At 65.6% G+C, this 26,936-nt stretch carries 28 protein-coding genes; 10 read left to right on the plus strand and 18 right to left on the minus strand.

Annotated features, from left to right (window positions below):
- Positions 1 to 26: 26 nt before the first annotated feature.
- Together ACFONC_RS05170 and ACFONC_RS05175 are read left to right on the plus strand one after the other, a co-directional pair.
- Positions 27 to 458, plus strand: coding sequence for a hypothetical protein (locus ACFONC_RS05170; RefSeq protein ID WP_386742647.1), 432 nt, complete (start codon positions 27 to 29; stop codon positions 456 to 458).
- Between the two features lie 298 nt (positions 459 to 756).
- Positions 757 to 996: a twin-arginine translocation signal domain-containing protein gene (locus ACFONC_RS05175; RefSeq protein ID WP_386742648.1), complete on the plus strand. Its 240-nt coding sequence runs from the start codon at positions 757 to 759 to the stop codon at positions 994 to 996.
- A gap of 228 nt (positions 997 to 1,224) precedes the next feature.
- Here the strand turns inward: ACFONC_RS05175 and ACFONC_RS05180 are convergent, their stop codons facing one another.
- From ACFONC_RS05180 to ACFONC_RS05200, 5 genes are all read right to left on the minus strand, one after another.
- Positions 1,225 to 4,377 carry an efflux RND transporter permease subunit gene (locus ACFONC_RS05180; RefSeq protein WP_386742649.1) on the minus strand — a complete coding sequence of 1,051 codons (3,153 nt, stop codon included), beginning with the start codon at positions 4,375 to 4,377 and terminating at the stop codon, positions 1,225 to 1,227.
- On the minus strand, positions 4,374 to 5,747 hold the full coding sequence (locus tag ACFONC_RS05185) for an efflux RND transporter periplasmic adaptor subunit (protein WP_386742650.1): 1,374 nt from the start codon (positions 5,745 to 5,747) through the stop codon (positions 4,374 to 4,376). Before ACFONC_RS05185 ends, ACFONC_RS05180 begins: the two co-directional genes overlap by 4 nt.
- Before the next feature lie 47 nt (positions 5,748 to 5,794).
- Positions 5,795 to 7,087, minus strand: coding sequence for a TolC family protein (locus tag ACFONC_RS05190; RefSeq protein ID WP_386742651.1), 1,293 nt, complete (start codon positions 7,085 to 7,087; stop codon positions 5,795 to 5,797).
- Between the two features lie 69 nt (positions 7,088 to 7,156).
- A complete protein-coding gene (locus tag ACFONC_RS05195) occupies positions 7,157 to 7,537 on the minus strand; it encodes a hypothetical protein (protein ID WP_386742652.1) in 381 nt (126 codons plus the stop codon).
- Positions 7,538 to 7,827: 290 nt separating this feature from the next.
- Positions 7,828 to 8,244 carry a MerR family transcriptional regulator gene (locus ACFONC_RS05200; protein WP_386742653.1) on the minus strand — a complete coding sequence of 139 codons (417 nt, stop codon included), beginning with the start codon at positions 8,242 to 8,244 and terminating at the stop codon, positions 7,828 to 7,830.
- A 41-nt stretch (positions 8,245 to 8,285) separates the two neighbouring features.
- Here ACFONC_RS05200 and ACFONC_RS05205 point away from each other — a divergent pair, with 41 nt between their 5' ends.
- From ACFONC_RS05205 to ACFONC_RS05215, 3 genes are read left to right on the plus strand one after another with little or no spacing between them, the layout of a single operon-like run.
- Complete coding sequence (locus ACFONC_RS05205; protein WP_386742654.1) at positions 8,286 to 8,642, plus strand: mercuric transporter MerT family protein; 357 nt, start codon at positions 8,286 to 8,288, stop codon at positions 8,640 to 8,642.
- 10 nt (positions 8,643 to 8,652) lie between these two features.
- A complete protein-coding gene (locus ACFONC_RS05210) occupies positions 8,653 to 8,937 on the plus strand; it encodes a heavy-metal-associated domain-containing protein (protein ID WP_386742655.1) in 285 nt (94 codons plus the stop codon).
- Complete coding sequence (locus tag ACFONC_RS05215) at positions 8,897 to 9,142, plus strand: GDCCVxC domain-containing (seleno)protein (RefSeq protein ID WP_386742656.1); 246 nt, start codon at positions 8,897 to 8,899, stop codon at positions 9,140 to 9,142. The genes ACFONC_RS05210 and ACFONC_RS05215 overlap by 41 nt, the downstream gene beginning before the upstream one ends.
- 87 nt (positions 9,143 to 9,229) lie before the next feature.
- On the opposite strand, the gene ACFONC_RS05220 is transcribed toward ACFONC_RS05215, so the two are convergent.
- From ACFONC_RS05220 to ACFONC_RS05250, 7 genes are all read right to left on the minus strand, one after another.
- Positions 9,230 to 10,510, minus strand: a complete 1,281-nt coding sequence (locus ACFONC_RS05220; RefSeq protein ID WP_386742657.1) for an APC family permease — start codon at positions 10,508 to 10,510, stop codon at positions 9,230 to 9,232.
- 196 nt (positions 10,511 to 10,706) lie between these two features.
- Complete coding sequence (locus tag ACFONC_RS05225; protein ID WP_386742658.1) at positions 10,707 to 11,483, minus strand: hemerythrin domain-containing protein; 777 nt, start codon at positions 11,481 to 11,483, stop codon at positions 10,707 to 10,709.
- A gap of 33 nt (positions 11,484 to 11,516) precedes the next feature.
- Complete coding sequence (locus ACFONC_RS05230) at positions 11,517 to 11,738, minus strand: hypothetical protein (protein ID WP_386742659.1); 222 nt, start codon at positions 11,736 to 11,738, stop codon at positions 11,517 to 11,519.
- 129 nt (positions 11,739 to 11,867) lie between these two features.
- Positions 11,868 to 12,356: a DoxX family protein gene (locus ACFONC_RS05235; protein ID WP_386742660.1), complete on the minus strand. Its 489-nt coding sequence runs from the start codon at positions 12,354 to 12,356 to the stop codon at positions 11,868 to 11,870.
- A complete protein-coding gene (locus ACFONC_RS05240; protein WP_386742661.1) occupies positions 12,353 to 12,697 on the minus strand; it encodes a PadR family transcriptional regulator in 345 nt (114 codons plus the stop codon). The genes ACFONC_RS05235 and ACFONC_RS05240 overlap by 4 nt, the downstream gene beginning before the upstream one ends.
- Positions 12,698 to 12,890: 193 nt before the next feature.
- Positions 12,891 to 13,646, minus strand: a complete 756-nt coding sequence (locus ACFONC_RS05245) for a methyltransferase domain-containing protein (protein WP_386742662.1) — start codon at positions 13,644 to 13,646, stop codon at positions 12,891 to 12,893.
- 76 nt (positions 13,647 to 13,722) lie between these two features.
- Positions 13,723 to 14,208 (minus strand): MerR family transcriptional regulator, encoded by a 486-nt coding sequence (locus ACFONC_RS05250; RefSeq protein ID WP_386742663.1) that lies wholly within the window; start codon positions 14,206 to 14,208, stop codon positions 13,723 to 13,725.
- 49 nt (positions 14,209 to 14,257) lie between these two features.
- Between ACFONC_RS05250 and ACFONC_RS05255 the strand changes: the two genes are divergently transcribed.
- From ACFONC_RS05255 to chrA, 5 genes are all read left to right on the plus strand, one after another.
- Entirely contained in the window at positions 14,258 to 14,608 is a 351-nt protein-coding gene (locus ACFONC_RS05255; protein ID WP_386742664.1) for a hypothetical protein, read from the plus strand.
- A 61-nt stretch (positions 14,609 to 14,669) separates the two neighbouring features.
- Positions 14,670 to 14,966 carry a hypothetical protein gene (locus ACFONC_RS05260; RefSeq protein ID WP_386742665.1) on the plus strand — a complete coding sequence of 99 codons (297 nt, stop codon included), beginning with the start codon at positions 14,670 to 14,672 and terminating at the stop codon, positions 14,964 to 14,966.
- 245 nt (positions 14,967 to 15,211) lie between these two features.
- Positions 15,212 to 16,207, plus strand: a complete 996-nt coding sequence (locus tag ACFONC_RS05265; protein ID WP_386742666.1) for a chromate resistance protein ChrB domain-containing protein — start codon at positions 15,212 to 15,214, stop codon at positions 16,205 to 16,207.
- Positions 16,208 to 17,194: a DUF1259 domain-containing protein gene (locus ACFONC_RS05270; protein ID WP_386742667.1), complete on the plus strand. Its 987-nt coding sequence runs from the start codon at positions 16,208 to 16,210 to the stop codon at positions 17,192 to 17,194.
- Between the two features lie 40 nt (positions 17,195 to 17,234).
- Positions 17,235 to 18,500 carry a chromate efflux transporter gene (gene chrA / locus ACFONC_RS05275; protein WP_386742668.1) on the plus strand — a complete coding sequence of 422 codons (1,266 nt, stop codon included), beginning with the start codon at positions 17,235 to 17,237 and terminating at the stop codon, positions 18,498 to 18,500.
- Between the two features lie 264 nt (positions 18,501 to 18,764).
- Here the strand turns inward: chrA and ACFONC_RS05280 are convergent, their stop codons facing one another.
- The 6 genes from ACFONC_RS05280 to ACFONC_RS05305 form a co-directional block, all read right to left on the minus strand.
- Complete coding sequence (locus tag ACFONC_RS05280; protein ID WP_449284278.1) at positions 18,765 to 20,108, minus strand: MFS transporter; 1,344 nt, start codon at positions 20,106 to 20,108, stop codon at positions 18,765 to 18,767.
- A gap of 85 nt (positions 20,109 to 20,193) precedes the next feature.
- Positions 20,194 to 20,523, minus strand: coding sequence for a YnfA family protein (locus ACFONC_RS05285; protein ID WP_386742669.1), 330 nt, complete (start codon positions 20,521 to 20,523; stop codon positions 20,194 to 20,196).
- A 12-nt stretch (positions 20,524 to 20,535) separates the two neighbouring features.
- On the minus strand, positions 20,536 to 21,153 hold the full coding sequence (locus ACFONC_RS05290) for a cation transporter (RefSeq protein ID WP_386742670.1): 618 nt from the start codon (positions 21,151 to 21,153) through the stop codon (positions 20,536 to 20,538).
- A gap of 3 nt (positions 21,154 to 21,156) precedes the next feature.
- Complete coding sequence (locus ACFONC_RS05295) at positions 21,157 to 24,339, minus strand: efflux RND transporter permease subunit (protein WP_386743072.1); 3,183 nt, start codon at positions 24,337 to 24,339, stop codon at positions 21,157 to 21,159.
- Positions 24,340 to 24,361: 22 nt separating this feature from the next.
- On the minus strand, positions 24,362 to 25,618 hold the full coding sequence (locus tag ACFONC_RS05300) for an efflux RND transporter periplasmic adaptor subunit (RefSeq protein WP_386742671.1): 1,257 nt from the start codon (positions 25,616 to 25,618) through the stop codon (positions 24,362 to 24,364).
- A complete protein-coding gene (locus tag ACFONC_RS05305; RefSeq protein WP_386742672.1) occupies positions 25,615 to 26,895 on the minus strand; it encodes a TolC family protein in 1,281 nt (426 codons plus the stop codon). Before ACFONC_RS05305 ends, ACFONC_RS05300 begins: the two co-directional genes overlap by 4 nt.
- Positions 26,896 to 26,936: the final 41 nt, after the last annotated feature.

The raw sequence follows: 26,936 nt of genomic DNA on the forward strand, positions 1-26,936 counted from the left end.
TTGTCCCGTCCGCAGACGACAAGGAGATGTCGACGATGAGATGGATCACGCTGCTGTTCGCGCTTGCGTGCGCATTCCCGCTGCACGCCGAAGACTTCCAGAAGTGCCGCGGCGAGGGCGGGGCCACCGCCTACCGCAGCAAGGGCTGCTTGTCCGGCGAAACCCTGGTCGCGGTCCTCGAACCCGTTGCGGACCCGCCGCAGGCACGGCGACGCGCTGCCGCGGAATCACCGTCGAGCCAGTCGCGGACTGCGCAGGGATCGAAGCGCAGCCGGTCGAATCGCGCCTACGCCAGCCGCGGCAGTGGCAAGTCGCGAAGCAAGCGCACCCGCAGTCGCAAGGATCCGTGCAGGAGTGCAAAGAAGGCGCGTGACGACTTCCAGCGCCGTCGCGGGATCAAGATCACCATGGACGAACTGTCGCGCTGGAGCCACCGCGTCTATGACGCCTGCAAGTAGGTGGTCGCCTTGCCGCCCGTGGCCGGGATGCCTGGATAGCTGGTGACTGACGACCGGATCGCCGCTCTTTCAGGAGATGTCGGTGAACGATTCCCGCGCCGGCAGGAGGATCACCGACGACGACGGCAACGGCACGGTCTTCAGCATCCGTCGGCGCGAACATTCGGCCCAGAGAATGCCGGCGAGACGCCGTGCCGTGACCCTGTCGCCGTCCGGGGACACCAGTTCGCGACCAGCCAGCAGACAATGGTGCGTTTTTCTTGCATGGACCTTGCTCCAGGGTTGCTAGGCTTCCGGGATGGACAGAATTTCCCGACGTCGATTCGTGGCAGGGCTGGCGGCCGCGCCGGCGTTGGGGCTGGTGGGCCTAGCCCGGAGTGAGGCTCCATCTTTAATTTCGCATAATGCCTATTATGTAAATTCAACAAAGACGGGCAGCGACTACGACCTCTCCATCGGCGCCCTTGCGCTTTCTCGCAACGCCAATCCTGACGGCGGTGCCGCCGCCCATCGAATCCATCCGCGCTTGGCTGCTTGAGCACACCCCTGAGATGTACGCCCTGGCGCTGCAAGCCAGGGCCGCGCGGGACCGAGCACTGCCGGCCGATACCTGCCCGATCCTTCGGCGTCAATCGCGCCGCGCGGCCTCGCTCAGAGCAGCCATGGCGCCGCTCTGACATCGGACGCGAAATCGCTACTGAGGGTCGGCAGGGATTCGTGTAAAGCCGGCCTGCTTATCCGTCGATGAGGAGCAAGGTCATGTTTTTCAAGGAATCCTCCTGGTGTTGATGGATCGGGTGCGAGTGAGTTCGCGTCGACGCAGCCAGCGGTAGGCTGCAGGAATCACCAGCATCGACAGCAACGGCGCAGTCAACATGCCGCCGACCATCGGCGCGGCAATGCGTTGCATGACCTCTGAACCGGCGCCGCCGCCAATCAGGATCGGGAACAGACCGGTGAGGATCACGGCCACGGTCATGGCCTTCGGTCGCACGCGCTGTACCGCACCTTCGCGGATGGCGGTGTCGAGTTCGACTTCGCCGGCATTCGGGTTGGCAACCAACTGGCGCTCCCAAGCCTGGCGCAGGTACAGCAGCATGATGATTCCGAACTCGGCCGCGACGCCGGCGAGCGCGATGAAGCCGATCAGCGTCGCCACCGAGACGACATGGCCCAGCAGCCAGACCAGCCACAGGCCGCCGATCAGCGCGAACGGCAGGCTCAGCATGATGATCGTGGCTTCGGCGAAACGCCGGAATACGAGGTAGATCAGGAGGAAAACGATCAGGAGGGTCGCTGGCACAACGACGCGCAGACGCTCGGTGGCGCGCTGCAGGTACTCGTATTGGCCGGACCAGGCCAACGAGTAGCCCGCCGGCAGTTGCACCTGCTCGGCAACCGTTCGTTGCAGGTCCTCGACCACCGAGCCCAGGTCGCGTCCAGCCACGTCGACGTAGACGTAGCTGGTCAGCTGGCCGTTGTCGCTTTTGAGCATGGGCGGACCGGTGGTGTACGAAAGGTCGGCAACCTGCCCTAGCGTCAGCTGCACCCCATTGGGTGCGATCAACGGCAGCTGCGCGAGTTTGGCGATCGAGTCGCGCTGCGATCGCGGATAGCGCACTACCACCGGATACCGCTCGCGGCCCTCGATGGTCTGTGCGACCGGCTGGCCGCCGACCACGGTGACGATCAACCGCTGCACATCCGCTTGGGTCAGCCCGTAGCGTGCGGCAATCGCAGGCTTGACCTCGACATCAAGGTAGCGGCCGCCGGCGGCACGATCGGCGACCGCCGAACTCACGCCGAGCACATCGGCGGTGACTCTCTCGATCCGGGCGCCAAGCCGCGCCAGCACGTCGATGTCCGGCCCGGAAATCTTGATGCCGATCGGGCTCTTGATGCCGGTGGCGAGCATGTCGATGCGGTTGCGGATCGGCGGCACGAACAGGTTGGTCAGGCCCGGCACCTGCACGGCCGCGTCCAGCTCTTGCTCCAGCTTCTCCATGGTCATGCCGGGCCGCCACTCGCGCTTCGGCTTGAAGGTAATCGTGGTCTCGAACATCTCCAGCGGCGCCGGGTCCGTTGCGGTGTCGGCCCGCCCGGCCTTGCCGAACACGTGCGCAACCTCGGGCACGGTCTTGAGCATGCGGTCGGTCTGCTGCAGCAGCTGCGCGGCCTCGCCGGCCGACAGTCCAGGCAACGCGGTCGGCATGTACAACAAGGTGCCTTCGTTGAGTGGCGGCATGAATTCGCTGCCCAGGCGCGACAGCGGAACCAGCGTCAGCAGCAGCGCTGCGCCTGCCATCGCAAAGGTCAGGCGCGGGTATCGCAACACAGCCTCCAACGCCGGGCGGTAGGCCCGGATCAACCCACGGTTGATTGGATTACTCTTCTCCGACCGAATGCGCCCGCGGATCAGATAGCCCATCAGGACCGGAACCAATGTGATCGCCAACCCCGCGGCCGCGGCCATCGTGTAGGTCTTGGTGAACGCCAGCGGCGCGAACAGCCGGCCCTCCTGCGCCTCCAACGCAAACACCGGCACGAACGACAGGGTGATCACCAGCAGGCTGACGAACAGTGCCGGGCCGACTTCGATCGCCGATTGCGCCATCAGCTCCCAGCGCGCACGCCCCTGCACATCGGCTCCATGGCGGTCGCGGTAGTCCTCCAGATGCTTGTGCGCGTTCTCGATCATGACCACCGCGGCATCGACCATTGCGCCGATCGCGATCGCGATGCCACCCAGTGACAGCAGGTTCGCACTGACACCCTGGTAGCGCATCACGATGAACGCGGCGAGCACGCCGAGCGGAAGGCTGATCACCGCCACCAGTGCCGAGCGCAGGTGCCACAGGAACAAGGCGCAGACCAGCGCCACGACGATGAACTCCTCGACCAGCTTTTCGGTGAGGTTGTGCACCGCATCGAGGATCAGATCGGAGCGGTCGTACACGGTCACGACCTCGACGCCAGGTGGCAGGCTGTCCTGCAACTTCTCAAGTTTGGCCTCGACCGCCTCGATCGCCGCCAGCGCATTCTTGCCCGAGCGCAACACGACGATGCCACCGACGGCCTCCCCTTCTCCGTCCAGTTCGGCGATACCGCGACGCAGGGTCGGCCCGCGCCGCACACGCGCCACCTCGCCGAGCAGCACCGGCACGCCGCCGGTGGTCACCGGTACGCTTTCGAAATCCTCGCGGGTCTGCAGGTATCCGGTGCTACGCACCATCACGTCGGCCCCGGCCTGCTCGATCACCGAGCCGCCGGTGGCACCGTTGGCAGCGCGGATTGCCTCAATCAGTTGCTCGACCGTGACGCCGCGCACCGCAAGCGCTTGCGGATTGGGCACGACCTGCCACGCCTGCACCATGCCGCCGACGGTAGCGACCTCGGCCACGTCGGGGATGGTCTTGAGTTCGTAACGCAGAAACCAGTCCTGCAGCGCCCGCAGTTCGCCAAGGTGGTGCCGGCCGCTGCGGTCAACCAGCGCATATTGGTAGACCCATCCCAGCCCGGTGGCATCGGGCCCCAGCGTGGGCGATATCTCTTGGGGCAACTGGTCGCGTGCCTGACTCAGGTACTCCAGCACCCGCGAGCGGGCCCAGTACAGGTCGGTGTTGTCGTCGAACAGCACGTAGACGAACGAGTCGCCGAAGAATGAGTAGCCGCGCACGGCCTTCACGCCCGGCACCGCGAGCATGGTCGTGCTCAGCGGATAGGTGACCTGGTCCTCGACGATACGCGGCGGCTGGCCAGGCCATTCGGTGCGGATGATGACCTGGGTATCGGACAGGTCCGGCAGTGCGTCCAGCGGTGTGCGGAACACCGACAGCACGCCCCAGACCGCCAGCGCCAGCGCAGCCAACAGCACCAGTCCGCGGTTGGCGATGGAGGCACGAATGATGGCGGCGATCATGGCGCCGGCTCCACGTCTTCGGCCGTCGCCTCGCCGGCGTATTTCGGCACTAGTTGCATGTCCATGAACGGCGACTTGCCCGGCTTGTCGAAGTGCACTTCCGGCCGCATCGGGTCGTACCAGTACAGGACTTCGCGTTCGCCTTTCGCGTCCGGACGGGGGGTGCTGGTTTCCATGCCTTGCATCGGCGGCGCATCGCGCTCGGGTCCGCCGGCATTGAGCCGATCCAGCGCGCCCGACAGGCTCGCTTCCGAATCGATCAGGAACTGGCCCGACGCCACCACCCGCTCGCCACCGTCCAGTCCGGACAGAATTTCGGTGAAGCCACCGCCGCTGCGCCCGGTTTGGACTGCAACGGGTTGGAACCGGCCTTCGGGCGTCATCATGATCACCCGCGTCTGGTCGCCACCGCCGATCACGGCATCCGCGGGCACCAGCGGGTGCGCTTCACCCCCCGTCGGATCGAGGGTGACCTGGGCAAACATTCCCGGCGTCAGCAGGCCACTAGGGTTTTCGAGCACGATCCGCGCCTGCTGCGTGCGGCTGCCGGCCTCGATCTGTGGCAGCAAGGTTTCCACGTGGCCCTCGAACACCTGACCTGGCAAGGTGCTGACGGTCGCCTCCACCGGCGTGCCGGGCACGATTTCGCCGACACCGGCTTGAGGAATCGCCGCCTCCAGCCACACCGTGCCGGTGCCGTTGATGCGGAACAACAGCGTTCCGGCCGATGCGGTGGCCCCCTCACGCGTGGCGATCTCGGTAACCACCCCGTCGACCGGTGCGCTCAGCGCGATGCGGCCATTGCCGGTACTCGCGCCTGCAGGCACGCCAAGCACGCGCAGGCGCTCCTGTGCCGCTGATTGCAGCGTTTGCGCGGCAGCCGAGTCGGAATTGCGCAGCGCCTGTGCCTCGGCCAAGGCCGTACTCCAGGCCGGCGCGAGGATGCTGGCGAGCGGCTGGCCTGCCTGCACGCGCTGGTATGGCGCCTTGACGAAAACGCGATCGATGATTGCGTCGACCCGCGCACTCACGACCTCCTCAAGGCGCAGATCCCAGCCGATCGTGCCGGGCACGCTGATCGACCCGGGCAAACGGCCACGCTCGACCTGCACCGTGCGGACGCCTAGGTTCTGGCGCACGCCGGGAGCGATCGAAATGCCGGCGCCGCTTGCCTCGTCGACGTACTTGGGCACGAGTTGCATGTCCATGAAGGGCGACTTGCCGGGCTTATCGAAGTGCTGGTCGGGCACCATCGGGTCGTACCAGTACAGGATTTCGCGCTCGCCCCCGTCGGGAGCCCCGGCGGAGTCCGCGGCCGCAGGTGCGGACGCATCGCCTGCCCACCACCACCCCAGGCCGACGCCGGCCATCAGCACGACCAGCGCAGCGCCGGCCAGAAGAAAGGCTTGCCTGTGATTCATGGCTGCGGCTCCTCGGCCAGCAGGTAGGCCAGTGCGGCCCAGGAGCGCCCGAGCGCCTCCAGGCGTTGCGTGTGTTCGATCACCAGCTTCAGTTCGTCACTTCGGGCGTCCAGCCAGGGACGGATCGGCGCTCCGGCCCGATAGGCGGCCAGCGCGGTAGCGCTACGATCGCCGGCCAGCGGCAGCAGCGCGTAACGGTCGCGTGCCACCTGCCGTTTGAGCGCTTCCCATTGGGCCAGGTCGACGCGGATCCGGGCCGCCTGCTCCCGACGCGCGTCCTCGCGGACGGCCAGCGCCGCGTCGTACTCGGCCCGTCGCGCGGCGATGCCGCGGTCCTGACGGTTGGCAGTAAACAGCGGCAATTCGACGCCGAACTCCAGCATGAACATGTCGTCCCGGCCGTCACTGCGCTGGCCGTAAGAGGCGGCGACACTCCAATCCGGGCGCTTTTCCGCCTGCGCCAGATCAATTGCCGCCGCCGCGGTCTCGACCTGTGCTTCCGCCGCCAACAGCGGCCCTACCTTGTCGACTGCACTCAGCAGGCGCGTCTTTTGCACCGGCAGCTCGCTGAAGTCCGGCATGTCGGCGGTGACGTGCAACGCGGGGGCGCCGATCCACCGGGCCAGCCCGATCTGCGCCGCCTCGACCTCGGCCCGAGCCGCCTCGATCCGGTTGACCAGCTCCAGAACTGCTGCCTTGGCCGCCAACGCGTCGACGGCAAGTTCGCTGCCACCCGCAACGCGTGCACGGGCAAGGTCGCTGGCCAACTCGGCCTGTTCGCGCAGCGCCGTGACCTCATCGAGCTTGCGCTCGGCGGTCCAGAGCGCGATCCATGCTTCAGCGGTGCTGCGACGGATTTCGAGGCGCTCCGCACGCGCCCGTGCCTGGCGCTCGTCGACGGTCCGGGCCGCGAGATCCCGACGCGCTTCGCGCTTTGCGCCGGCTGGGACCTCCTGGCGGATGCCGATCCGCTTCATGGTCATGAAGTCGGCCGATGGATCGAACGCATCGGGACCGGTCACCGGCAGGTTGTCGATGCCGACCATCAGCATCGGATCGGGCAAGGCGCCAGCGCGCTGGAACTCCTGTCGGGCGGCGTCGACCTGGGCGCGACGGGCATCGAGCATGGGTGCACGCTCGACTGCCATTCGCACGGCTTCTTCAAGGGACAACGCAGCGGGCGCGGCAAGGCCGGAAGTGGACCAAGCAAGCAGCGACAGCAGCAGGCAGAGGCTTGCGGCACGGGCTGGCAGCCGCGCCGGGCAGGCGTTCGACAAGAAGGAAAACATGAGACCTCCAGAACACACGTCAACACGCACGGCGCGGCGCGCCGGCGCAGGATCAACGGCGTCTGAGGTCTAGATCAGCAGGCTGCAATAGCGCAGTCGTGGTGGAGGATCCGAGCGATCCACCGGCACTTGCCCTGCCAACGCATGGTGCGTCGGTGCCAGTGCGAGACGGGGTTCGAACTTGATCGGCGGCAATGCCAATGGCGGCACATGCGCGAAACCCGAATCGGGTGCAACCGCGCGGTCGGGCGAGCAGTGCTCGGCACAGAGCGCTGGCGCTTCCTGCACCATCTTCATGCCCATCTGGCTGCACTCGTCGGTCATCTCGGCCGGATCGGGCGGCATGCTCGGCAGGGTGCACGTGTAAGCCGCCATTGCCACCTGCTGGAACAGCAGGCACAGGATGACCGCGAGGGCGATCCATCGGCGGTGGCGACTGCGAGAATGCATGGTCAGTATGCTACGCCGGGAAACGATCCTTCGCATGGTGGACGCCCTGGCAGCACGCGAATGCTTGATCCTGATCAAGCCGGGCCGGACCCTCTCGATGCGGTTACCGCTCCAGAATGGCGTCCATCTGCTCAATCTCCCGACACTTAGCCGATCGGGTCGGATCAGATGAGGCAGCTCGGGCGACGCAGTGCCGGCGGCATTGAAGGCGTAAAGCGCAGGTGAAGCTGTGGGCACGCCGTCTCGTGCCGGAAAAAACTGCGCGTTGAGCCGCCTGGCCCCTAGCGATCTTATAGATGAGCCGCTGGAGCATGCATCAGCAGGTCAAGCGTAGGGCAATACTCTCCTGCAGGTACCCGGCTACATTCCGTCACCAGCCGCTCCAGGTCACGCTCCAGCTGCCGGAGCTCGTCGAGTCGCAGCCGGACATCGGCAAGCTTGCGCTCGGTCAGTTTTCGGGTCTGTTCGCAGGAGCGTTCACCTGTGAGTTTCAGTAGATCCGCGATCTCATCCAGGGCGAAGCCCATCGCCTGGGCACGCCGAATGAACTGAAGCCGCGCGACATCGGTTGGGCCATAGCGGCGCACGCCGCGGGCGGGACGGTCGGGCTCGTACAGCAGTCCACGACGCTGGTAGTAGCGCACCGTCTCGATGTGCACGCCGGCGGAGGCCGCCAGTCGGCTGATGGTGAACGTAGAGGGGCCCATCGCTTGACTCCGTACTCGGGTACGGAGGCTAGTATGCGCCCGTGGAAACGCCCTCAGCCAAATCGCCTGTTGCCGCCATCGTGGGTGCCAGCATTGCCGCCATTGGCGCGTCGGTCTGCTGTGTCGTGCCGCTGGCGCTGGTTCTCCTGGGAATCAGTGGTGCCTGGATCGGCAACCTGACCGCGCTGGACCCATGGCGGCCTTGGTTCACTGCAGCCACCCTGCTGCTGCTCGGGCTGGCCTTCTGGAGCCTGTACGGGCCTTCCTCCAGATGTCGCGCCGATGGCGAGTGCACCAACCCGCACACCCTGAAACGCCGGCGGCGCTGGCTGTGGCTGGCCGCGGTGATGAGCGGCTTGTTGTTGCTGTTTCCCTACTACGTGGTCTGGTTTCTTTAGGAGACGCTCGATGAGCAAGTGGGTATTGGCCGTGTTGGGCATCATGTGGGCCGGCGTCGTTGTGGCCGCGCCTGAGCAGGTTGTGCTCGACGCCGAGAACATGACCTGTCCGGCGTGCAGCATCACGATCGAGAAGGCACTTGAGAAGGTGTCAGGTGTGACCGATACGCAGGTCGACACCGAGGCCGGCACCGTGACGGTAACGTTCGATTCGGAACGCACGAGCATTCCGGCCATAGCAGATGCCGTCACCAATGCCGGCTTCGCGGCCAAGGCGAGAACGAACGGTGACTGACCTGCAGTTGCAAAGCACCCTGACCTGTCCGGAGTGCAGCCACCAGGCGACGGAGGCGATGCCTACGACGGCCTGCCAGTTCTTCTACGAATGCCCCGGCTGCGGAGCCGTACTGCACCCGAAAGAGGGGGACTGCTGTGTGTTCTGTTCGTACGGCACCGTGCCGTGCCCGCCGATCCAGCAGCAGAAGCCCTGCTGCGGATAATCGCCTCAAAAGCCCGTTGGAGGCGCACTGCAGAGATATGGCCCGCCGTCTACAGCTATCGGCCACCGACAGCGCTGGAGCTAGCGCTCACTCCCTTGTGCCAGGTGCAAACCTTGCCCGCAGCGTGAAGACCGCCACCCCGGCTGCCAGTACTGCGGAGCCGACAATCACTGATTCCACGGGCAAGGAGAACGCGAGCACCACACAGCCTGCCAAGCCGGCTGCGGCCAACCATCGTGGCCAGCGGCGCTCCGTGGCATTCAAGGTCAAGGCTGCCGAGTTGGTCACCGCGTAATACGTAAGCACGGTAAATGAACTGAATCCGATTGCCGAGCGAAGGTCGACAAACGCAACGGCCAGCGCAACCAGCAGACCCACGCCCAGTTCCGCGTGATGCGGCACACGATAACGTGCATGGGCGGCCGCGAAGAAGTGCGGCAGATCGCGATTGTTGGCCATCGAGAATACGGTGCGGCTGACACCGACGACCAGTGACAGCAGCACCCCGAGTGAGGCTATCGAGGCGCCGATACGGACCACAGGCTCCCACTCCGGCATGCCTCCGGCTGCGACGGCGGCAGCCAAGGGCGCGACCGCACCCGAAAGCGTGTCGAGATCGACTGCCAGCATGGCAGCAATCGCGACTGTGGCGTAGACCAGCAGGGTGATACCGAGTGCGATCGGAATTGCGCGCGGGATCGTTCGTGCCGGGTCAATCACTTCTTCCCCCAGCGTTGCCAGTCGCGCGTAACCGGCAAAAGCAAAGAACCAGAGGCCGGCCGCTTGCAGGACGCCGTAGGGGCTGGTACCGGTCCAGGGCTGCAGGCGCTCAGGCTCGATCTGCCCGCCATACAGCGTTGCGGCGATCACCGCCGCCAGCGAGACCAGCACCACGAGCACGATGGCACGCGTCAGCATGGCGGTCTTCTTGATGCCGAAGTAATTCACCGCGGTCATTGCCAGCACCGCGGTGACCGCGAGCGGCCGCGTCCGTTCAGGAGCGGCATAGCTCGCGAACGTGAGTGCCATCGCCGCGCAACTGGCCAGTTTGCCAACCACAAAACCCCATCCGGCCAGAAAGCCCCACAGCCCGCCGAGCCGCTTACGGCCGTAGACGTAGGCACCGCCCGACTCAGGATAGAGCGCCGCCAACTGCGCCGAGGACAACGCGTTGCAGTAAGCCACCAGGGCGGCGATCGCCAGCGCCGCCAGCAAGCCGGTGCCGGCGGCCTGCGCCGCCGGCCCGACGACGGCGAATACACCGGCGCCGATCATTGCCCCCAACCCGATCACGATTGCGTCGAACGTGTGGAGCTTGCGTGCCAGCCGGGTCGGCTCGGCGGGACTGGCCTGAGCTGGCGTGGTCATTGGACCGTGGCTCCAGCCCCATCACTGGCGTGGGCACCTGCCGGCGGAATCGGAAGATCGGCGCGGAACAGCGGCTGGTCGTTCATGAATTCCATGCCCTCCGCCGTTTGGCAAGCCATGCAGGCGACCTCGTGAGGAAGATCATCACAGCGCCGTTCACTACCGAACGCCTCCCGCGTACTGCTTTCCTATGGGATCAATCGACCGAAGGAGGCGCAGTGGGTGCCGAAATCCCTGGAGGTTTCGGGGCGGTCAGCGCGCTCAGATCCGCAAGCCCGAACGCCCGCTCCGCTTCGGCAACCTGCTTCACGGCATCGTCATAGCCATCCTCCCCGAACAACTTGTGTTCGAGTTCCTCGAACTCCTCCGACAGTTCGCGATAGCGCGCCGGCGTGATCCCCTGCTTCCAGGCCGGGAAGATGACCGTATCCTCGATTGCGGCATGGTGCTGATACATGCGCACGAAGTCCGTCAGTGTCGCTGCCAGAGGCGCAGCGGCGCCGCTGGCGATGTGGCCGCCGCGAGTGGACGCGGCAATGAAGTCCGTGATCTCCCGCCCGCGCTCGTGTTGGCTGATCAATGTCTTGGCGAGCACGGCATTGCGACCACCGCCCTTGATCAAGGCGGGGAACACATGCGCCTCCTCCAGGCTGCGCTCGTGGTAGTCCTCGCCAAATCGGCGGAACAGATCGGCCATCTGGCCCAGAGCGCTGGCCGGCACCTCGTCCCTGCCTTGCGTCAGCCGCGCCGCAGCCTCCGAATAGACCAGCAGAGCCCGGCGCAGCACGCCATGCTCCCGCATCAAGTCTTCGGCGGCGGTCACCGCCATCTCTTCGCCATGCTCTTGCGTCGGCCCGCCCTGCGCTGCGCGAGCGAACGGCGGCCCCAAGGCCAAGCCAAATGTGCTCACGCCGACGGCGACCATCCAGCGCCGACGGTCGGAATCGCAGGAATGATTGGAATGGCTGGCCATGGGGCACCTCCGACTTGTCGTTTCGTTAGTTGCTTACTGTTTCCACGCGCTCTCGCTGCGCTGCTCGAAATGGTTGTAAGCCGTGATGAGTCCGTTCAATACCTCGGCCGAGGTTTCGAACAGCGCCTGTGCCTTCGGGTCCGACACCTTGGCGGTGTCCTCGCGGATGTGCTGCATCGAGTCGTGCAGCATGTTCTTGATCTTCAGCGTGTGGTGGCGGGGGTCGCTTTCGGGATATTGCATACGGTCGTTCATCTCGATTTCTCCTGAACCGCAAGGGCCAGTTGGGTGAGTGGCTGTCATGCAGCCACGCTGCATTCGGAGTGGCGCACCATTCCGAAATCGGTTCCCCCTTCAATGAGACAGACGGGTCATCGGCGAGCCTCAGTTGACCTTTGCCGGCGCCACTCGGCGACGCTGCAGCCAGTGGTCGACGGAGTAGCGCCCGCCGCCGACCATCAAGAGAAACAGCGAACCCAGGAGCATCGCCATGTCCGTTCTGGCTTCGTGCTGGGCGCTCCAGAACCCGTAACGGTCCAGCTCGCGCAGGTTGAATATCCACCAGTCCTGTCCGAGCAGGATCGGCAGCTTGGTCGAGAGCAACGCCACGATCATGATGACGATCAGCGGAACCGCGGCCACTCGGGTGCACCATCCCAGAACGATCAACAGACCGCACACCGTCTCGACGACCCCGACGAACGGCCCGAAGAACTCCGGCCACGGAATGCCGATGTTCACGAAACGGCCGGTACCGAGGATCTCCGGGAATATCAGCTTCTGCAGCCCTTCGGGAAAGAACACCGCCAGCCCGACGGCGATCCGGATCAGGATGACCGCGCCGCTGTCGTTCGTCGGTTGCCAGGATTTCATGTCTTGCGCCCTCTCCGCGCGCCAGTGCGCTTGTTCTTGATGTCGGCGTCCGCCATTTCACCGAACAGCTCGGCGACGTGATGCCGGGCTGTCGTGACCGCCGCCTTGCCTTTGGCAGTCGCCCGGTAATAGCGCCGCATCGTGCGGCCGTTTCGCTCCTCCCGCACCTGCAGATAGCCACGCTCCTCCAGTCGATGGAGCATGGGGTACAGCGTGCCGGGGCCGATGCGGTATCCATGGTGGCGCAGCTCTTCGATCATCCACTGGCCGTAGATGTCCTCCTGGGCCGCGTGATGCAGGATGTGCAGTGGGATCAGCCCGGACAGCAGTTCGGTAGTCATATTGGATAACAATATCGTAAACCGATTACGATGGCGTGAAGGCAAGATGCGAACGGATACACCCGTCCTGTCGTGTCACTGGGTGCATTTTCAGAACGCTGCCAAGGAAGTTGCCCGCAGTCAGCCGGTCGTCGAGGCGAGATGAGAGAGGCAGGCGTCGAGAAACGACGAACGTCAAACCCCTGCGCTGCCGTTACGGCTCCCGTCTGAGCAAGGCATAGGCGAAGGACTGCTCGGCTCCGTCCGGCGTGCGGTGCTGCTCTGACACGGACGTGACAAGGGCGAAGGACGGACCCAGCGCGGCCGCGATTTCGTGCGCCGAGCGCCGCGTCACCGGCAGACCCGAGCACCGCTCAGGACCGTCCGGCGAGAACCCGCCGATCACGGCATGGCCGCCCGGCACGATCGCATGCGCGGCCTGTGCGGCGTAGGCCTGCACGTCGTCGGGCTTGGTCAGGAAATGCAGGACCGCTCGATCATGCCAATGAGTGTAGGCCGCCGTTGGGAGCGCCAACCGGGTCACATCCCCTGTGAGCCAAGTTACCCGACCGGCGCGCGGTCCCAGCCGGGCCCGGGCCACGTCCAGCGACTTGGCGGACAGGTCCAGCACGGCCACGGTGCGCACGTCCCGGTCGAGCAGATCGTCGACCAAGGTCGACGCGCCACCGCCCACGTCGATGACGCGGCTGTCCGGACCCATTCCGGCTTGCTCCAGAAGAGCCAGGGAGGTATCGAGGTGCCCCCGATACCAACTGACGGCCGTGGGTGCCTTCTGCTGATACACCGCTTCCCAGTGAGCGGCACGATCATTCGGTTCACCTGCAGTCATGCGCGCTTCACCAGACGGGTGCAGACAACTAGAATACTCTTGCACGGCGGTCAGGTAACAGCCGACAATTTCTGCCACCGCCGTGAGCATGAACAATCCGAAGGTTCTGATCGGTTCCATGACATTCCTCTCGGGCAGCTGGTCCGTTGCGCACCAGACTGTCCGTAACATTTGTGTGGCCGGAGCGCGGGAAAGGTCAGCGGCTCCGCGACGCCTGCGCTGATGGTTTCAGCGTCGAACCCGACCCGCCATCTGCGAGTTCTTCCAGTATCACGCACTCCGCCCCGGGACCGCCCGCACAGAGCTGATCGCAACTTTTTACGAACCCCGCAACGCTGCGTTCGAGTTCCCGCAGCTCAGCAAGTTTCCTGCGGATCTCCCGCAAATGGTCGTGTGCTAGATCACGCGCTTCCAGACAGGAGCGCTCGCGGTCCTGTACCAGTGAGACCAGAAGCCGCACCTGGTCGATGGGGAATCCAAAATCGCGGCAGCGGCGAATGAAAATCAACCGGCGCAGGTCGGCTTCCCCATAGGCCCGTTGGCTGCCGGCATCGCGGGTGGGGCGCGGCATCAGGCCGATCTGCTCGTAATAGCGAACGGTAGGTGTGCTCGTGCCCGCCGCCTTGGCGAGACTCCCGATCTTCAGTCCTGACGCGACCATGAAATGCCTCTTGAACTTCAAGTTACTTGAAGGTCTAGGCTAGTCCGCATCCCGCAACAAGGAAACTCCCATGAGCCAGATTTCTTCTCCGCCCGTGTGCTCCCTGGAAGCACGCGATTTCAAGGAGCGTGTGGCCTGGATTGCGACATTGAACGCCAGATCCTTGCGTGGCCATCGCCGCCAAGGTGCGACCTTGATCCTCACCTATGCCGGAGAAGCGTTCCCCGAGGTTCAGGAAATGGTCGCCCGTGAGCAGGACTGCTGCGCCTTCCTGCGGTTCGACCTGCGAAAAGCCGCCGAGACTGTGGAATTGGGCATCACGGTTCCAAACGGCCAGGAAGACAACGCCGACGCCCTGCTGGCTCCGTTTCACGCCGCGCAAGAAGCGTCTGACGCCTCATCATGCTGCGGAGCATGCTGACTTGACACCTTCATCAGTTAAAAGCGGGCGGACTATCGGAGCAACTGCCGCGACCGCCGCCATGGCTGCCCTCGCCTGCGGTGTCTGCTGTGTGCTGCCGATCGCACTGCCGGCGATCGCGCTGACGACCGCAGGAAGCGTGCTGGCCTGGCTGGGGAGCGCTCATGCCTGGGCGACAGGGCTGGCGGTCGTGCTGGTTCTGGCCGGTTGGCTCTGGACTTGGCGGCAGTCCTTGAAGTCCAAGGCGTGGCCGGCTTCCACAACGCTCTGGCTGATGGGGACAGCAACGTTGGCGCTGGGGGGTGCATTGACTTGGCCGCGTATCGAGCCGCTCGTGATCGGGGCACTACGCGGCTAGACCTCTCTTCACTAAGGCGATCCAGTTCCTCGCACGTGGTGGGCAACCAGTTCTCTGACAGGCGCGTCTCCTGCTGGGGAGATGAGCGCGCCGATGAAACAGCGAGCGCAAGAACCGCAAACACATACGTGATTGATCGGGACCTCATGGCAACTTCTCCTGGTGCGGGCCTGCGGCGAACTGCCCCCACGGCGATGTCGACACTATTGTCGTAATTCCTACATTCTGTGTGTTATATCTTCTACATGAACGCTTGGCTGATGCTGGTGAGCAGCGCCCCCGGCTCCAATCCGGCCGCACGGATGCGCATCTGGCGAGCGCTCAAGGCCAGCGGCGCCTGCGCTTTGCGCGACGGGGTGTATGTGTTGCCGCGTTCCGGGGCCGCAACTGCCATGTTCGAGGAACAGGCGCGGGCGGTGGCCGCGATCGGCGGCACCGCCCAGATCGTCAGCTTCGACAGCACGGATCCGAGCCAGCAAGCCGAACTGGAGCGCCTGTTCGATCACAGCGAGGACTACGCCGCGCTGTTCGGAAAGCTCGACGCGATCAAGTCCGGGCTCGCGACAGTCGACGAAATCGAAGCGCGGCGGCAGCTGGCGGCCATGCGACGCGAAGCCGCCGCACTGGCAGCGATCGACTATTTTCCGGGGCCGGCGCGGCTCCAGATCGAGCAGGCGCTCGCCGACGCCGAGGCCCTCGCCAACCGGCGCTTCTCGCCCGACGAGCCCCACGCGGCCTCCGGCCACGTGACCTCGTGCAACCGTGTCGAGTTCCAGGGCCGCACTTGGGCGACGCGACGGCGGCTGTGGGTCGATCGGGTCGCGTCGGCGTGGCTGATCCGCCGTTTCATCGATGCCGAAGCCCGCTTTCTCTGGCTGGAGCATCCGCAGGACTGCCCGGCATTGGCGTTGGGATTCGACTTCGACGGTGCTCGGTTCAGCCACGTCGGGCCGCGGGTCACGTTCGAGGTACTGGTCGCCAGCTTCGCGCTGGACAGCGACGAGGGCCTGGCCCGTCTCGGCGCGCTGGTGCATTACCTGGACGTGGGCGGCGCGCCGGTGCCGGAAGCGGCCGGGTTCACCGCCATCCTGACCGGCGCCCGTGCCCAGGCGACCGACGACGACGCGCTGCTGGCGGCGATGTCGACCGTGCTCGACAGCCTCTACGCGAGCTATGGACAACCAAGCCGATCAGATACGTCGAGCACCAAGCTAAATGAAAACGCCGTACCGGAGCCGTGAGTGCCCGCGCCGGTAAACGCCACCCTCCCACTCGATTGGAGATCTGCGATGAACTGCCGTCAATTCCGCTCCATGCTTTCCGTGGCCGCGATGCTGGCTTGGGCCGTTGGTGCGGCGCCTGCATTCGCTGCGAAACCCGTAGATCCGCAAATGATCGCCGAGGCGAGCGGCACCAAGCCGACCGTCGCCGACGATGGCGTGGTCCGGATCGGTTGGAGTCGCAACGATGTCGAGGTCACCGTCGACGGGATGCCGCTGCCACCTGCGGCCGGCCTGGGTTCGTGGGCGGCGTTCACCGCGACCGATACCGGGGCGATGGTCATGGGCGACACGGTGGTGTTCCAGGATGAGGTGGATGCCGCGATGGACGCGGCCTTCGCGCACGGTCTCGACGTCACCGCGCTGCACAACCACTTCTTCTACGATTCGCCCAAGGTCTACTTCATGCACATCGGCGGTGTGGGCGAAGCCGAGTCGCTGGCGGCCGGCGTCAAGGCGGTGTGGGACGCGATTCGCGCCGTCCGCACGGCGCGGCCGCAACCGGCGACCGGTTTTGGTGGCGACACGCCGGTGGCCGGCGAATTCGACGCCGACGCGCTTGCCGAGATCGTGGGATATCCCGCATCGGTCAATGATGGCGTGGTCAAGATCACGATCGGGCGCGGGGGGCGCATGCACGGCCAGGCGATCGGCGCCTCGATGGGGCTGACGACCTGGGCGGCATTCAGCGGCGGCGATGTGCTGGCCGCGATCGACGGCGACTTCATCATGACCGGCAACGAGGTGCAGCCGGTGCTGCGCGCCCTGCGCAAGGCCGGGCTGCATGTCGTCGCGCTGCACAACCACATGATGGGCGAGCAGCCCGGGTTCTACTTCACCCATGTCTGGGGCAAGGGGCCGGCGGCGGAACTGGCGCGCGGCTTCCGCAGCGCGTTGGACGCCCAGGCTGCTGTCGACGAGGCGGCAGCGCCGCACACGACTCATTGATCCTGTCGCCACGACGCGATTCCGTGAAGGCGGCCGAACCATGACGACACCGATCAGTGACGTGCCACTGTCCAACGGCGACGCCGCTGGCTATGCGGTGCCACGCGAGCCGTGGCTGCGGCTGTTCCTGCGTTTTTTGCGCTTCGGCGCGTTGGCCTGGGGCGGCCCGGTCGCGCAGATCGCGATGATCCGGCAGGAGCTGGTCGACGAACAGCGCTGGGTCAGCAGCGCGCATTTCAATCGCGTGCTGGCGGTCTACCAGGTGCTGCCCGGCCCCGAGGCGCACGAGCTGTGCGTGTACTTCGGCATGCGCTCGCGCGGCCGCTGGGGCGGCGTGCTGGCCGGGCTCGGCTTCATGCTGCCCGGGTTCGTGCTGATGTTCGCGCTGTCGTGGGCCTATGTACGCTACGGCCTGCAGACGCAGGGCGTGGCAGCGGTGTTCGCGGCGGTGCAGGTCGCGGTCGCCGCACTGATCGTGCGCGCGGTAGTGCGCATCGGCGAGCACGTGGTGACCGACCGCTGGCTGTGGGGCATCGCCGTCGGCGCGACCGCGGCGAAGTTGGCGGACATCCACTTCGGAATCATCCTGACCGTCGCCGGCGGGGTCTACCTGCTGGCGCAACGGCAGTTCCAACTACTGGCGTGGGCATTGGTCGCAGTGGCTGTGGCCGGGGTAATCGGCTACACAGTAGTCATGGACGGATTGACCGGCTTCGCGGTCCTGAGCGGCAGCGTGGCCGACGCCGAGCCCGTGCGTCGCGACGGCATGCCGCTGCTGGCGTTGTTCTGGTCTGGCCTGAAAGCCGGTTTGCTGACCTTCGGCGGTGCCTACACGGTGATCCCGTTCCTGCAGCGCGATGCGGTCACACAGGGCGCGTGGATGAACAACACGCAGTTCCTCGACGGATTGGCGCTGTCGGGCCTGCTACCGGCGCCACTGATCATCTTCTCGACCTTCGTCGGCTATCTGGGGGGCGGACCTTGGGGCGCGGTCGCGATGACCGTCGGCATCTTCCTGCCGGCGTTCTCGTTCACCCTGATCGGCCACGATGCGCTGGAGCGGCTGGTGCACCAGCCGCGTATCCGATTGTTCCTGGAAGGGCTCACCGCCGGTGTGGTCGGGTTGATCGCCGGCACCACGCTGGCGTTGCTCAAGGTCAGCCTGACCGGGCTGGAGGCGGTGATCCTGTTCGCACTGGTGCTGACAGCGCTGTTTGCGTCGAAGGCGAAGCTGGTGATACCTGCGGTGACCACCGCCGCGGCACTGTGGGGTTGGCTGTCTTCGTCGATCGACGTTCAGGCCTGAGCGCGCCCGCGCACGGCGGTTCGATCGTCCGCCACGTCCGAACGTCGATTGCCCCCGCAGTCGGGCTCGACACGCCGCTCGGGACTGTCCGGCGAGAGCCCTCCGGTCACCGCATACTGCCTGGCGAGCCGACGGTACAAGACAACGCGAGAGAAGCTAAAGCTATTCCTGCCATTGACGATCAAGAGCGCGTCCAGTGCCAGACGACCAGTACCAGTGCTCAAGAGAATCAATCAGTCGTCGAGTAGATCTATCGGTTCATCGCTATGGCCAGCGCGAGTGCAGTTCGTCGATGCGGTAGACGTGCGCGTGACCTGCGTCAGTGCCGCCCGCCTGGTCGCTCCAGTGCGGATGATCCAGCGGCAATTCCGGATGATGGTGGGAGACCACCGACGGGTCATGCTTCGGCCACACCCGCCACGCAACCAGCAGCCCCGCCAACGCCACGATGCTCAAGGCTGCCAACGCCGCGCCGAGCCCGAGCGCGGCTCCCAGCCAGCCGGCCAGCGGATAAGCGACCAGCCAGCAGGCGTGGGACAGTGAGAACTGCGCGGCAAATACTGACGGCAGATCGGTGGTCCTGGCGGAACGGCGCAACAGGCGCCCACCGGGCGTCTGCAGCCCCGAGTACGCCATCCCGAGAACTGTCCACGCAGGCAGTAGGGTCCACCAGCCAAGCCAGTTCGGCGCCATCATCCATAGCAACGTCGTGGCGAACAGCCCGAGCGTCATCGTCAGTGCCGCGGTCAGCATCACCCCTCGATCCGGGACATGGTCCAGCAGCTTCGGCAGCAGCAACGCCACCAGCATGGAGCCACCTCCGAAAGCTCCAAGGGCCCAGGCGACTTGTGGATCGCCGCCATCTAACGTGCCGCGCACGATTACCACGGTGTTGACCAGCACCATCGCACCGCCGGCGGCGGCACACAGGTGCAATGCAAGCAGTCCGCGCAGTCGCGGCGTATGCAGGTAGATGCGCATGCCGCGGAACGCTCTGGCATAGGGCCGCTGTTGAGAGACAGGGGCCGCGGCTTGCGGAAACACGGTGGTGAACACCAGCAACGCGGATACCGCAAAGCCCGCTGAGGTTCCACCGAAGAGCACGTGGAAGCTAACCAGGGTCAGCAGTCCTGCCGCAATGGCCGGGCTGAGCAGGTTCTCCAGGTCGTAGGCCAACCGCGTCAATGACAAGGCACGCGTGTAGTCACGCTCCTCGACAAGGATCTCCGGGATCAGAGACTGGAACAATGGAGTGAAGCAGGCCGAGGCGGATTGCAGCAGTGCGACCAGGAGGTATACCTGCCAGATATCGGTGACGAACGGCAGCGCCAAGACAATGCATGCACGGACGATGTCCAGCGTGATCAGTACGGCTTTGCGATGCGCCAGTGGTACAAACGAGGCGGCTAGCGGCGCCAACAGCACATAGACCGCCATCTTGATCGCCAGCGCCGTGCCGAGCACCGCGCCGGCGCGCTCGCCGGCCAGGTCGTAGGCCAGCAGTGCCAGCGCTACCGTCGCCAAGCCGGTGCCGACCAGCGCTACGACCTGCGCCAGGAACAATCGCCGGAAACCGGGGTGCCGTAGAACATCGATCATCGAGAGCATTCCAGTGAATCACTTCTGTGCCGAACCAGCTGTGAGTTGCCCACAACCAGAGTGTGCGCACTCGTCCGCCAGTTCCGCTGCGTGATCACGGCCTCGGGGCAAAGGCAATGATGGCCATGCCGCCCAAGGCAAGGCTGGCGCCCAAGACATCCCAGCGATCCGGTCGGATTCCATCGACCGCCCACAGCCAGACCAGCGCCATCGCGACATAAATACTGCCGTAAGCTGCATACGTCCGTCCGGCAGCTTGTGGATGCAGGCTCAACAACCAGACAAACGCCGCCAATGACACCGCTGCTGGCACCAGCACCCAGACGCCGGCGCGGTCGCGCAACCACAAGTAGGGCAAATAGCAGCCGACGATCTCGGCAACGGCAGTGATCGCGAACAGTCCTATGGTCTTGAACGGGTCCATGACTCTCCTGCCTCAGGATGTTTGCCTGAGTTCAACCAGCGCTGCACGAAGCACCCGCCAGGCCGAGCGCAGAAACATCATCAGCAGCGCCGCGGCAATGACCAGGTCCGGCCAGCCGGCGTCGAACAACCAGACGCCGATCGCCGCAAGCAACACCGCGCAGCCCTCCCACACGTCATTGTGTGAGCACTCCCACGCCGAGGCCATGTTCACGTCGCCATGGCGGTATGGGGTCAGCAGCCACAGACAGATGCCGTTGAAGGCCAGATTGACCATCGCTGCGATGCCGATGGCCTCGAAGATCGGCACACCCGGGTGCGTAAGACGCCAGCCGATCTGGATCGCGACCGCAATTGCGGCGCCAAGGATCAACACGCCTTTGAACAGCGCCACCCGGGCCTTGGCCCGACCGCTGGCGCCGATCACCGCCAGGCTCAGCAGGTAGGTGAGCGCATCGCCGAGGCTGTCCAGCCCGCCCGACAGCAGAGAAGATGAACCGCTGTAGATCGCCGCCATCAACATCATCACGAACATGGCGATGTTGATCGCCAGCACGATCATCAACACCCGACGCTGCCGCGCCTCCAGGGCGCGGATGTCGACGGTGCCGCTGCAGCATGAATCGCCCATGCGCTAAGTCTCCTGCAATGTCTGACGATTCTCCTCGCCCCGGTGCAACCAGCGGTAAAGCGTGGGCAACACCAGCAGCGTGAGCAGGGTCGAGGACACGATACCGCCGATCACCACCGTCGCCAGCGGCCGTTGTACTTCCGAACCCGCGCCGACGTTGAACGCCATCGGCAGGAAGCCCAATGAGGCCACCAGCGCCGTCATCAGCACCGGACGCAGGCGGCCCAGCGCACCGTCCACGATCGCATTGTCCAACGGATCCCCCTGCTCGCGCAGCTTGCGGATGAAAGCGATCATGACCAGGCCATTGAGCACCGCCACACCCGACAGTGCAATGAAGCCTACGCCGGCCGAGATCGACAGCGGGATGCCCCGCAGCATGAGCGCGATCACGCCGCCGGTCAGTGCCAGGGGCACGCCGCTGAAGACGATCACCGCATCTTTCGCCGAGCCGAACGCCATGAACAGCAAGCCGAAGATCACGACCAGGGTCAGTGGTACGACCAGAGACAGGCGCTTGCTCGCCGAGATCAACTGTTCGAACGTGCCGCCATAGTCGACCCAGTAGCCGGCAGGCAACTGAACTTCGGCGTCGATCCGTTGCCGCAACTCTTCCATGAAGCCGCCCAGGTCGCGGCCACGCACATTCGCCGTCACCACCACACGGCGCTTGCCGTTTTCACGGTTGATCTGGTTCGGCCCGAGCACGCGTTCGATGGCGGCGACTTCACGCAGCGGGACCGCATTCGGTGCACCCACAGTCCAGGCCGCCGGGCGTCCCGACTCATCCTGGTTGACATTCGGCATCAGCGGAACCGGCAGGTCGGCCAACGTTGCGGGGTCCTCGCGCATCTTTTCCGGCAGACGGACGACGATGTCGAAGCGGCGATCGCCGTCGAACAGTTGGCTGGCGACCTCACCACCCACCGCGGTAGACACTGTCTCCTGCACGGCGCCGGGGTTGAGCCCGTAGCGGGCCAATGCCGCGCGATCGGGAATCACCGTCAACAGCGGCAGCCCGGTGGTCTGTTCCAGCTTGACATCGGCGGCGTCCTGGACCTGCGCGGTCACCGCCTCGATCCGCTCGCCGACCTCGACCAACGTCTCCAGATCATCGCCGAAGACCTTGATCGCCACTTCCGCGCGTACGCCGGAGATCAACTCGTTCATGCGCATCTGGATCGGCTGGGTGAACTCGTACTTGTTGCCCGGGATCTCGCTCAGTGCCGCACTGATTTCTGCGATCAATTGCTCCTTGGCCTTGCGCTGGTCCGGCCATTCCGAGCGCGGTTTCATGATCAGGAAGGTATCGGCGACCGACGGTGGCATCGGGTCGGTGGCGACCTCGGCGGTGCCGATCTTGCTGAATACGCGCTCGACCTCGGGAAACTGCACAAGCCGCTCTTCCAGCGCGATCTGCATCTCCACCGCCTGTCCCAGTCCCGTGCCTGGAATGCGCAACGCATGCACCGCGATGTCGCCCTCATCCAGGGTCGGTATGAACTCGGTCCCCATCCGCGCGGCAAGCAGCCCGGACAGCACCACCAGCGCCAGAGCACCTCCTAGCACCCACGGCCGGTGCCGCAGCGACCACGACAGCGCGGGCGCGTAGCGTCGCCTGGCCCACTGCATGATCCGGTTTTCCTTCTCCTCGACGCGCCCGCCAAGGAGGATCGCAACTGCGGCGGGCACGAACGTCAGCGATAGCACCATCGCGCCAGTCAGGGCCAGCACCACGGTGATCGCCATCGGATGGAACATCTTTCCTTCGATGCCGGTGAGCGCGAAGATCGGTAGATATACGGCAGCGATGATGCCCAGGCCGAACAGGCTCGGCCGGATCACCTCCGCGGTAGCCGAGGCAGTCAGGTCGTGGCGCTCCTCGTTGGTCAGCACCCGGCCGAGACGGTGCTGCATTTCGCCGAAACGACGCAGGCAGTTCTCGATGATGATCACTGCGCCGTCGACGATCAAGCCGAAGTCGAGGGCGCCCAGGCTCATCAGGTTGCCGGACACGCCGCCACGCACCATGCCGGTGACGGTGAACAACATGGCCAGGGGAATCACCGCGGCGGTGATCAGCGCCGCGCGAAAATTGCCCAGCAGCAGGAACAGCACCACTATCACCAGCAGTGCGCCCTCCACTAGGTTCTTCGACACCGTCGCGATGGTGCGATCGACCAGGTCGGTGCGGTCGTAGACCGCGTTGGCCGACACGCCGGGCGGCAGGCTGGCGGCGGCCTCCTCCAGTTTCGCCGCGGTCGCCTGCGCGACCTCGCGGCTGTTGGAACCGACCAGCATGAACACAGTGCCCAGCACGACCTCCCGGCCGTTCTGGGTCGCCGCGCCACCGCGCAGTTCCGGCCCTTCGCCCACTTCGGCGACGTCGCGCACACGAATCGGCACGCCTTCGCGGCGGTCGAGCACGATGTCGCGGATCTCATCGAGCCCGCCGACCTGGCCGGGCACCCGCACCAGGAACTGCTGGCCGTTACGCTCAATGTAGCCCGCTCCCACGTTCTGGTTGTTGTCCGCGACCGCGGCGACCACGTCATGCAGGGTGAAGTCCAGGGCGACCAGCTTGGCCGGATTGGGCGTGATGTGGATCTGCCGGGCATAGCCGCCGATGGTGTTGACCTCGGTCACCCCCGGCGTGTTGCGTAGCTGCGGACGGATCACCCAATCCTGCAAGGTGCGCAAGTCGGTCGCCGTCCACGGTGTGCCGTCGGGCTTGCGCGCCTGCGGATCGGCATCGACGGTGTACATGAAGATCTCGCCCAGACCCGTCGCAGTCGGCCCCATCTCGGGCTCCAGCGCTTCGGGAATCTGCGACCGGATCTGCTGCAGGCGTTGCGCCACCAACTGGCGGGCGAAGTACAGGTCGGTGCCGTCCTCGAACACGACGGTGACCTGCGACAGCCCATAGCGCGAGATCGAGCGGGTGTAATCCAGCCCCGGCAACCCGGCCAGGGCGGTCTCGATCGGATAGGTCACGCGCTGCTCTGATTCCAGCGGCGAGTAGCCCGGCGCTTCGGTGTTGATCTGTACCTGGACGTTGGTGATATCCGGCGTTGCGTCGATCGGCAGCCTGGTGAAGCTCCAGATGCCCACCGCGATCAGGCCCAGTGTGGCGACCAGCATCAGCCATCGGTGCGCGATGGCGAACCGTATGATTCTTTCGAGCAACTTGATCCCCCCAGGTCGGTGGTCAGTGGTCATGGGAAGCCCCCGATTTCTCGATATCGGCCTTGATCAGATAGCTCTGCTCGCTCACGACCTGATCGCCCTTGTCCAGACCCGACAGGATTTCCACCCGTTCGCCGTCGCGCTTGCCCAACTCAACCGGCCGCACCTCGTAGGTGTCGCCCACGCGCACGAACACCACGTCCCAGTCCCGGAAGGTCTGCAATGCCGACAGCGGCACCACCAGCTCCGCAGGTTTGCGCTCGACCGTGATCCGCGCCTTCACCGCGGTGCCCGGCCGCCACAGGCCGTCGCTGTTGTCGATGGTGGCGCGGGCAACCGTGCTCTGGCTGGCGGTGGCGGTACCGGGCAGCACGCGTTCTAGGGTGGTTTCGACGGTCGCACCATCGCTCATGCGAGTGACCGTGACCGGCACGCCGGGGCGGATGTGCTGCGCATCGGCACCGAAAATGTGCAGGTCCACCCATAGCTGCGACAGATCGGCAATCTCGAACAGCGCGGTGTCCGCGCTCGCGATGCCGCCGACCGACGCGTTGCGTGCAGTGACCACACCGGAAATGGGCGCGGTGACGGTGTAGTTGCTGAGGCTGAGGTTGCTCTCGATCGTCGCCAGCGCCTGGCGCGCGCTCACCTCGTCGCCGACATTGGCACGCAGCGAGCGTATCGGGCCGGGGAAGCGCGCGGTGACCTCGGCCACGCGGCCTTCGATCGGGGTCAGCAGGCCCTGCACCTCGTGCTGGTCGGCAATCACACCCGGCCCGGCCGGTTCGACCTTGATGCCGGACCGCGTGGCCACTTCGGCGGCGATCACCGTGCGGCCTTCGTAGCTCGGGTAGGTCCAGCGCAACCGGGCGCCAGCGACGGTGGCGAGCACTTCGACATCGAACGAGTGCGGTTCGCCGACGACGCTGTCGGCCATCAGGCTGCCATCGGGCATCGGCTCGAGCCTGTGGTTCTCGGCGACGTTGCCCAGCCGGGTCAGCCGCACCTCCACCGTGCCGGCGGTGGCCGGCAGTGGTGCATCGCCCTTGTACAGCCACGCCTGATACTTCGGCGGCGTGCCGTCCTCGGCGATGGCCAGCTCAACGGCGTAGCCGTCCTGTTTGAGCAGGCGGCCGCCGTGCGCGCCTTGTTCCGGCGCCTCGGCCCCGGCGTGCTCGTCGGTGCCTTCATGGCCGTGCCCGTCTTCGTTGGAATGGCTACCGCAGGCAGCCAGTGACAATACCAGCGCCAGAACGCCGATCAGGTGGATTGGCTTCACGGTGAAACTCCTTGTTCGGTAGGCGCGGTATCGGCGGCGACGAACGCCTGGCCGGTCAGCCGCTGGATTTCGATCAGGGCGCGCTGGGCCTCCAGCGCAGCTTCCAGTTGTTGGCAGCGTGCGGCGGTGCGCTCGGCCTGCAACGTCGCCCATTCCAGGTAGCTCGCCGCGCCGGCGCGGTAAGCCTTTCGCGTGGCGGCCTCGGCCTTGTCCAGCCGAGGCAACACGTCATCCTGCAGACGCTCGACCTCGACCTCGGCGATACGGTAGCGACCGTGCGCTTCGGCCAGCGTCGAGTACAGCGACAAGCCCTTGGCTTCGCGTTCGATTTCCAGCCCGGCCAGTTCGGCCTGCGCGGCGCGGATGCCGGGCTGGGCGCGGCTCGCGCTACCCAGCGGAATCGAGACGCTGCCGATCAGGCCGAAGTCATCGCTGCCCTGCAGCCGGCGTACGCCGAGTTGCCAGTCCAAGTCGGGCGTGGCTTGGCTACGGGCGAGTTGCAAACGGGCCTCGCGAATGCGCGCCTCGCCGACGAACTGCGCCAGTTCCGGCGTCCGCGCCAGCCAATTAGCGAGCACCGCAAACTCGGCGACGGCGGGCAATGCCAAGGGGTCCCCGCCGGCCACCTCAAACGTGGGGGCACGCTCGCCCCACAATGCGGCCAGGTGCTGGCGGGCGGCCGCCTCGCGCTGCTGTGCCCGCGCCCGGTCGAGTTCGGCCCGGGCCAGCGCAGTTTGCGCAGTCAGCACCACCGACTCAGGGGAGGCGCCGGCCTGCAGCCGTTTGCGGGCTTCAGCGACAGTGCGTTCGCGCTGCTCGATATCAAGTTGAGCAATTTCGCTTTGGCGCTGTGCGGCGACGATTGCCAGATACCGACGCGCCACCTCGGCCAGCAGATCCAGCCGCTGTGCCTCACGCTCGACGGCCAGCGCATCGATCCGGCTTTGCGCCAAGGTCCGACGTGCGTCGAGCTTGCCGCCGCGCTCCAGCACCGAGGCCAGAGTCAGGGTCAGCTCGGCACGTTGCAGGCCACTGGCCTCACCGGTGCCAAACGCGTTCTCGATACTGGCACCGGCAATCAGCGCTGGACGCAGCGCGGCGCGGTCCAGTTCGGCTTCCAGCACGTCCCGGTGGGTGTCGAACAGGCGCAAGTTGGGATGGGTGTTGGCGACGCGTCGAAAGGCGTCGTCCAGGGTCAAAGAGTCGGCGGCGTGCGTGGGAAAGGCCACAGCACACACGACGACGAGCACGGCCAAAGCCGAGAGTCGCAAACGCATGGGGATTGCTCCGAATTGTTCGAGAGACAGGGGCCGACGTC

Source organism: Luteimonas soli (genome assembly GCF_042648865.1).
In the GTDB taxonomy this organism is placed as follows: Bacteria; Pseudomonadota; Gammaproteobacteria; order Xanthomonadales; family Xanthomonadaceae; genus Luteimonas; species Luteimonas soli.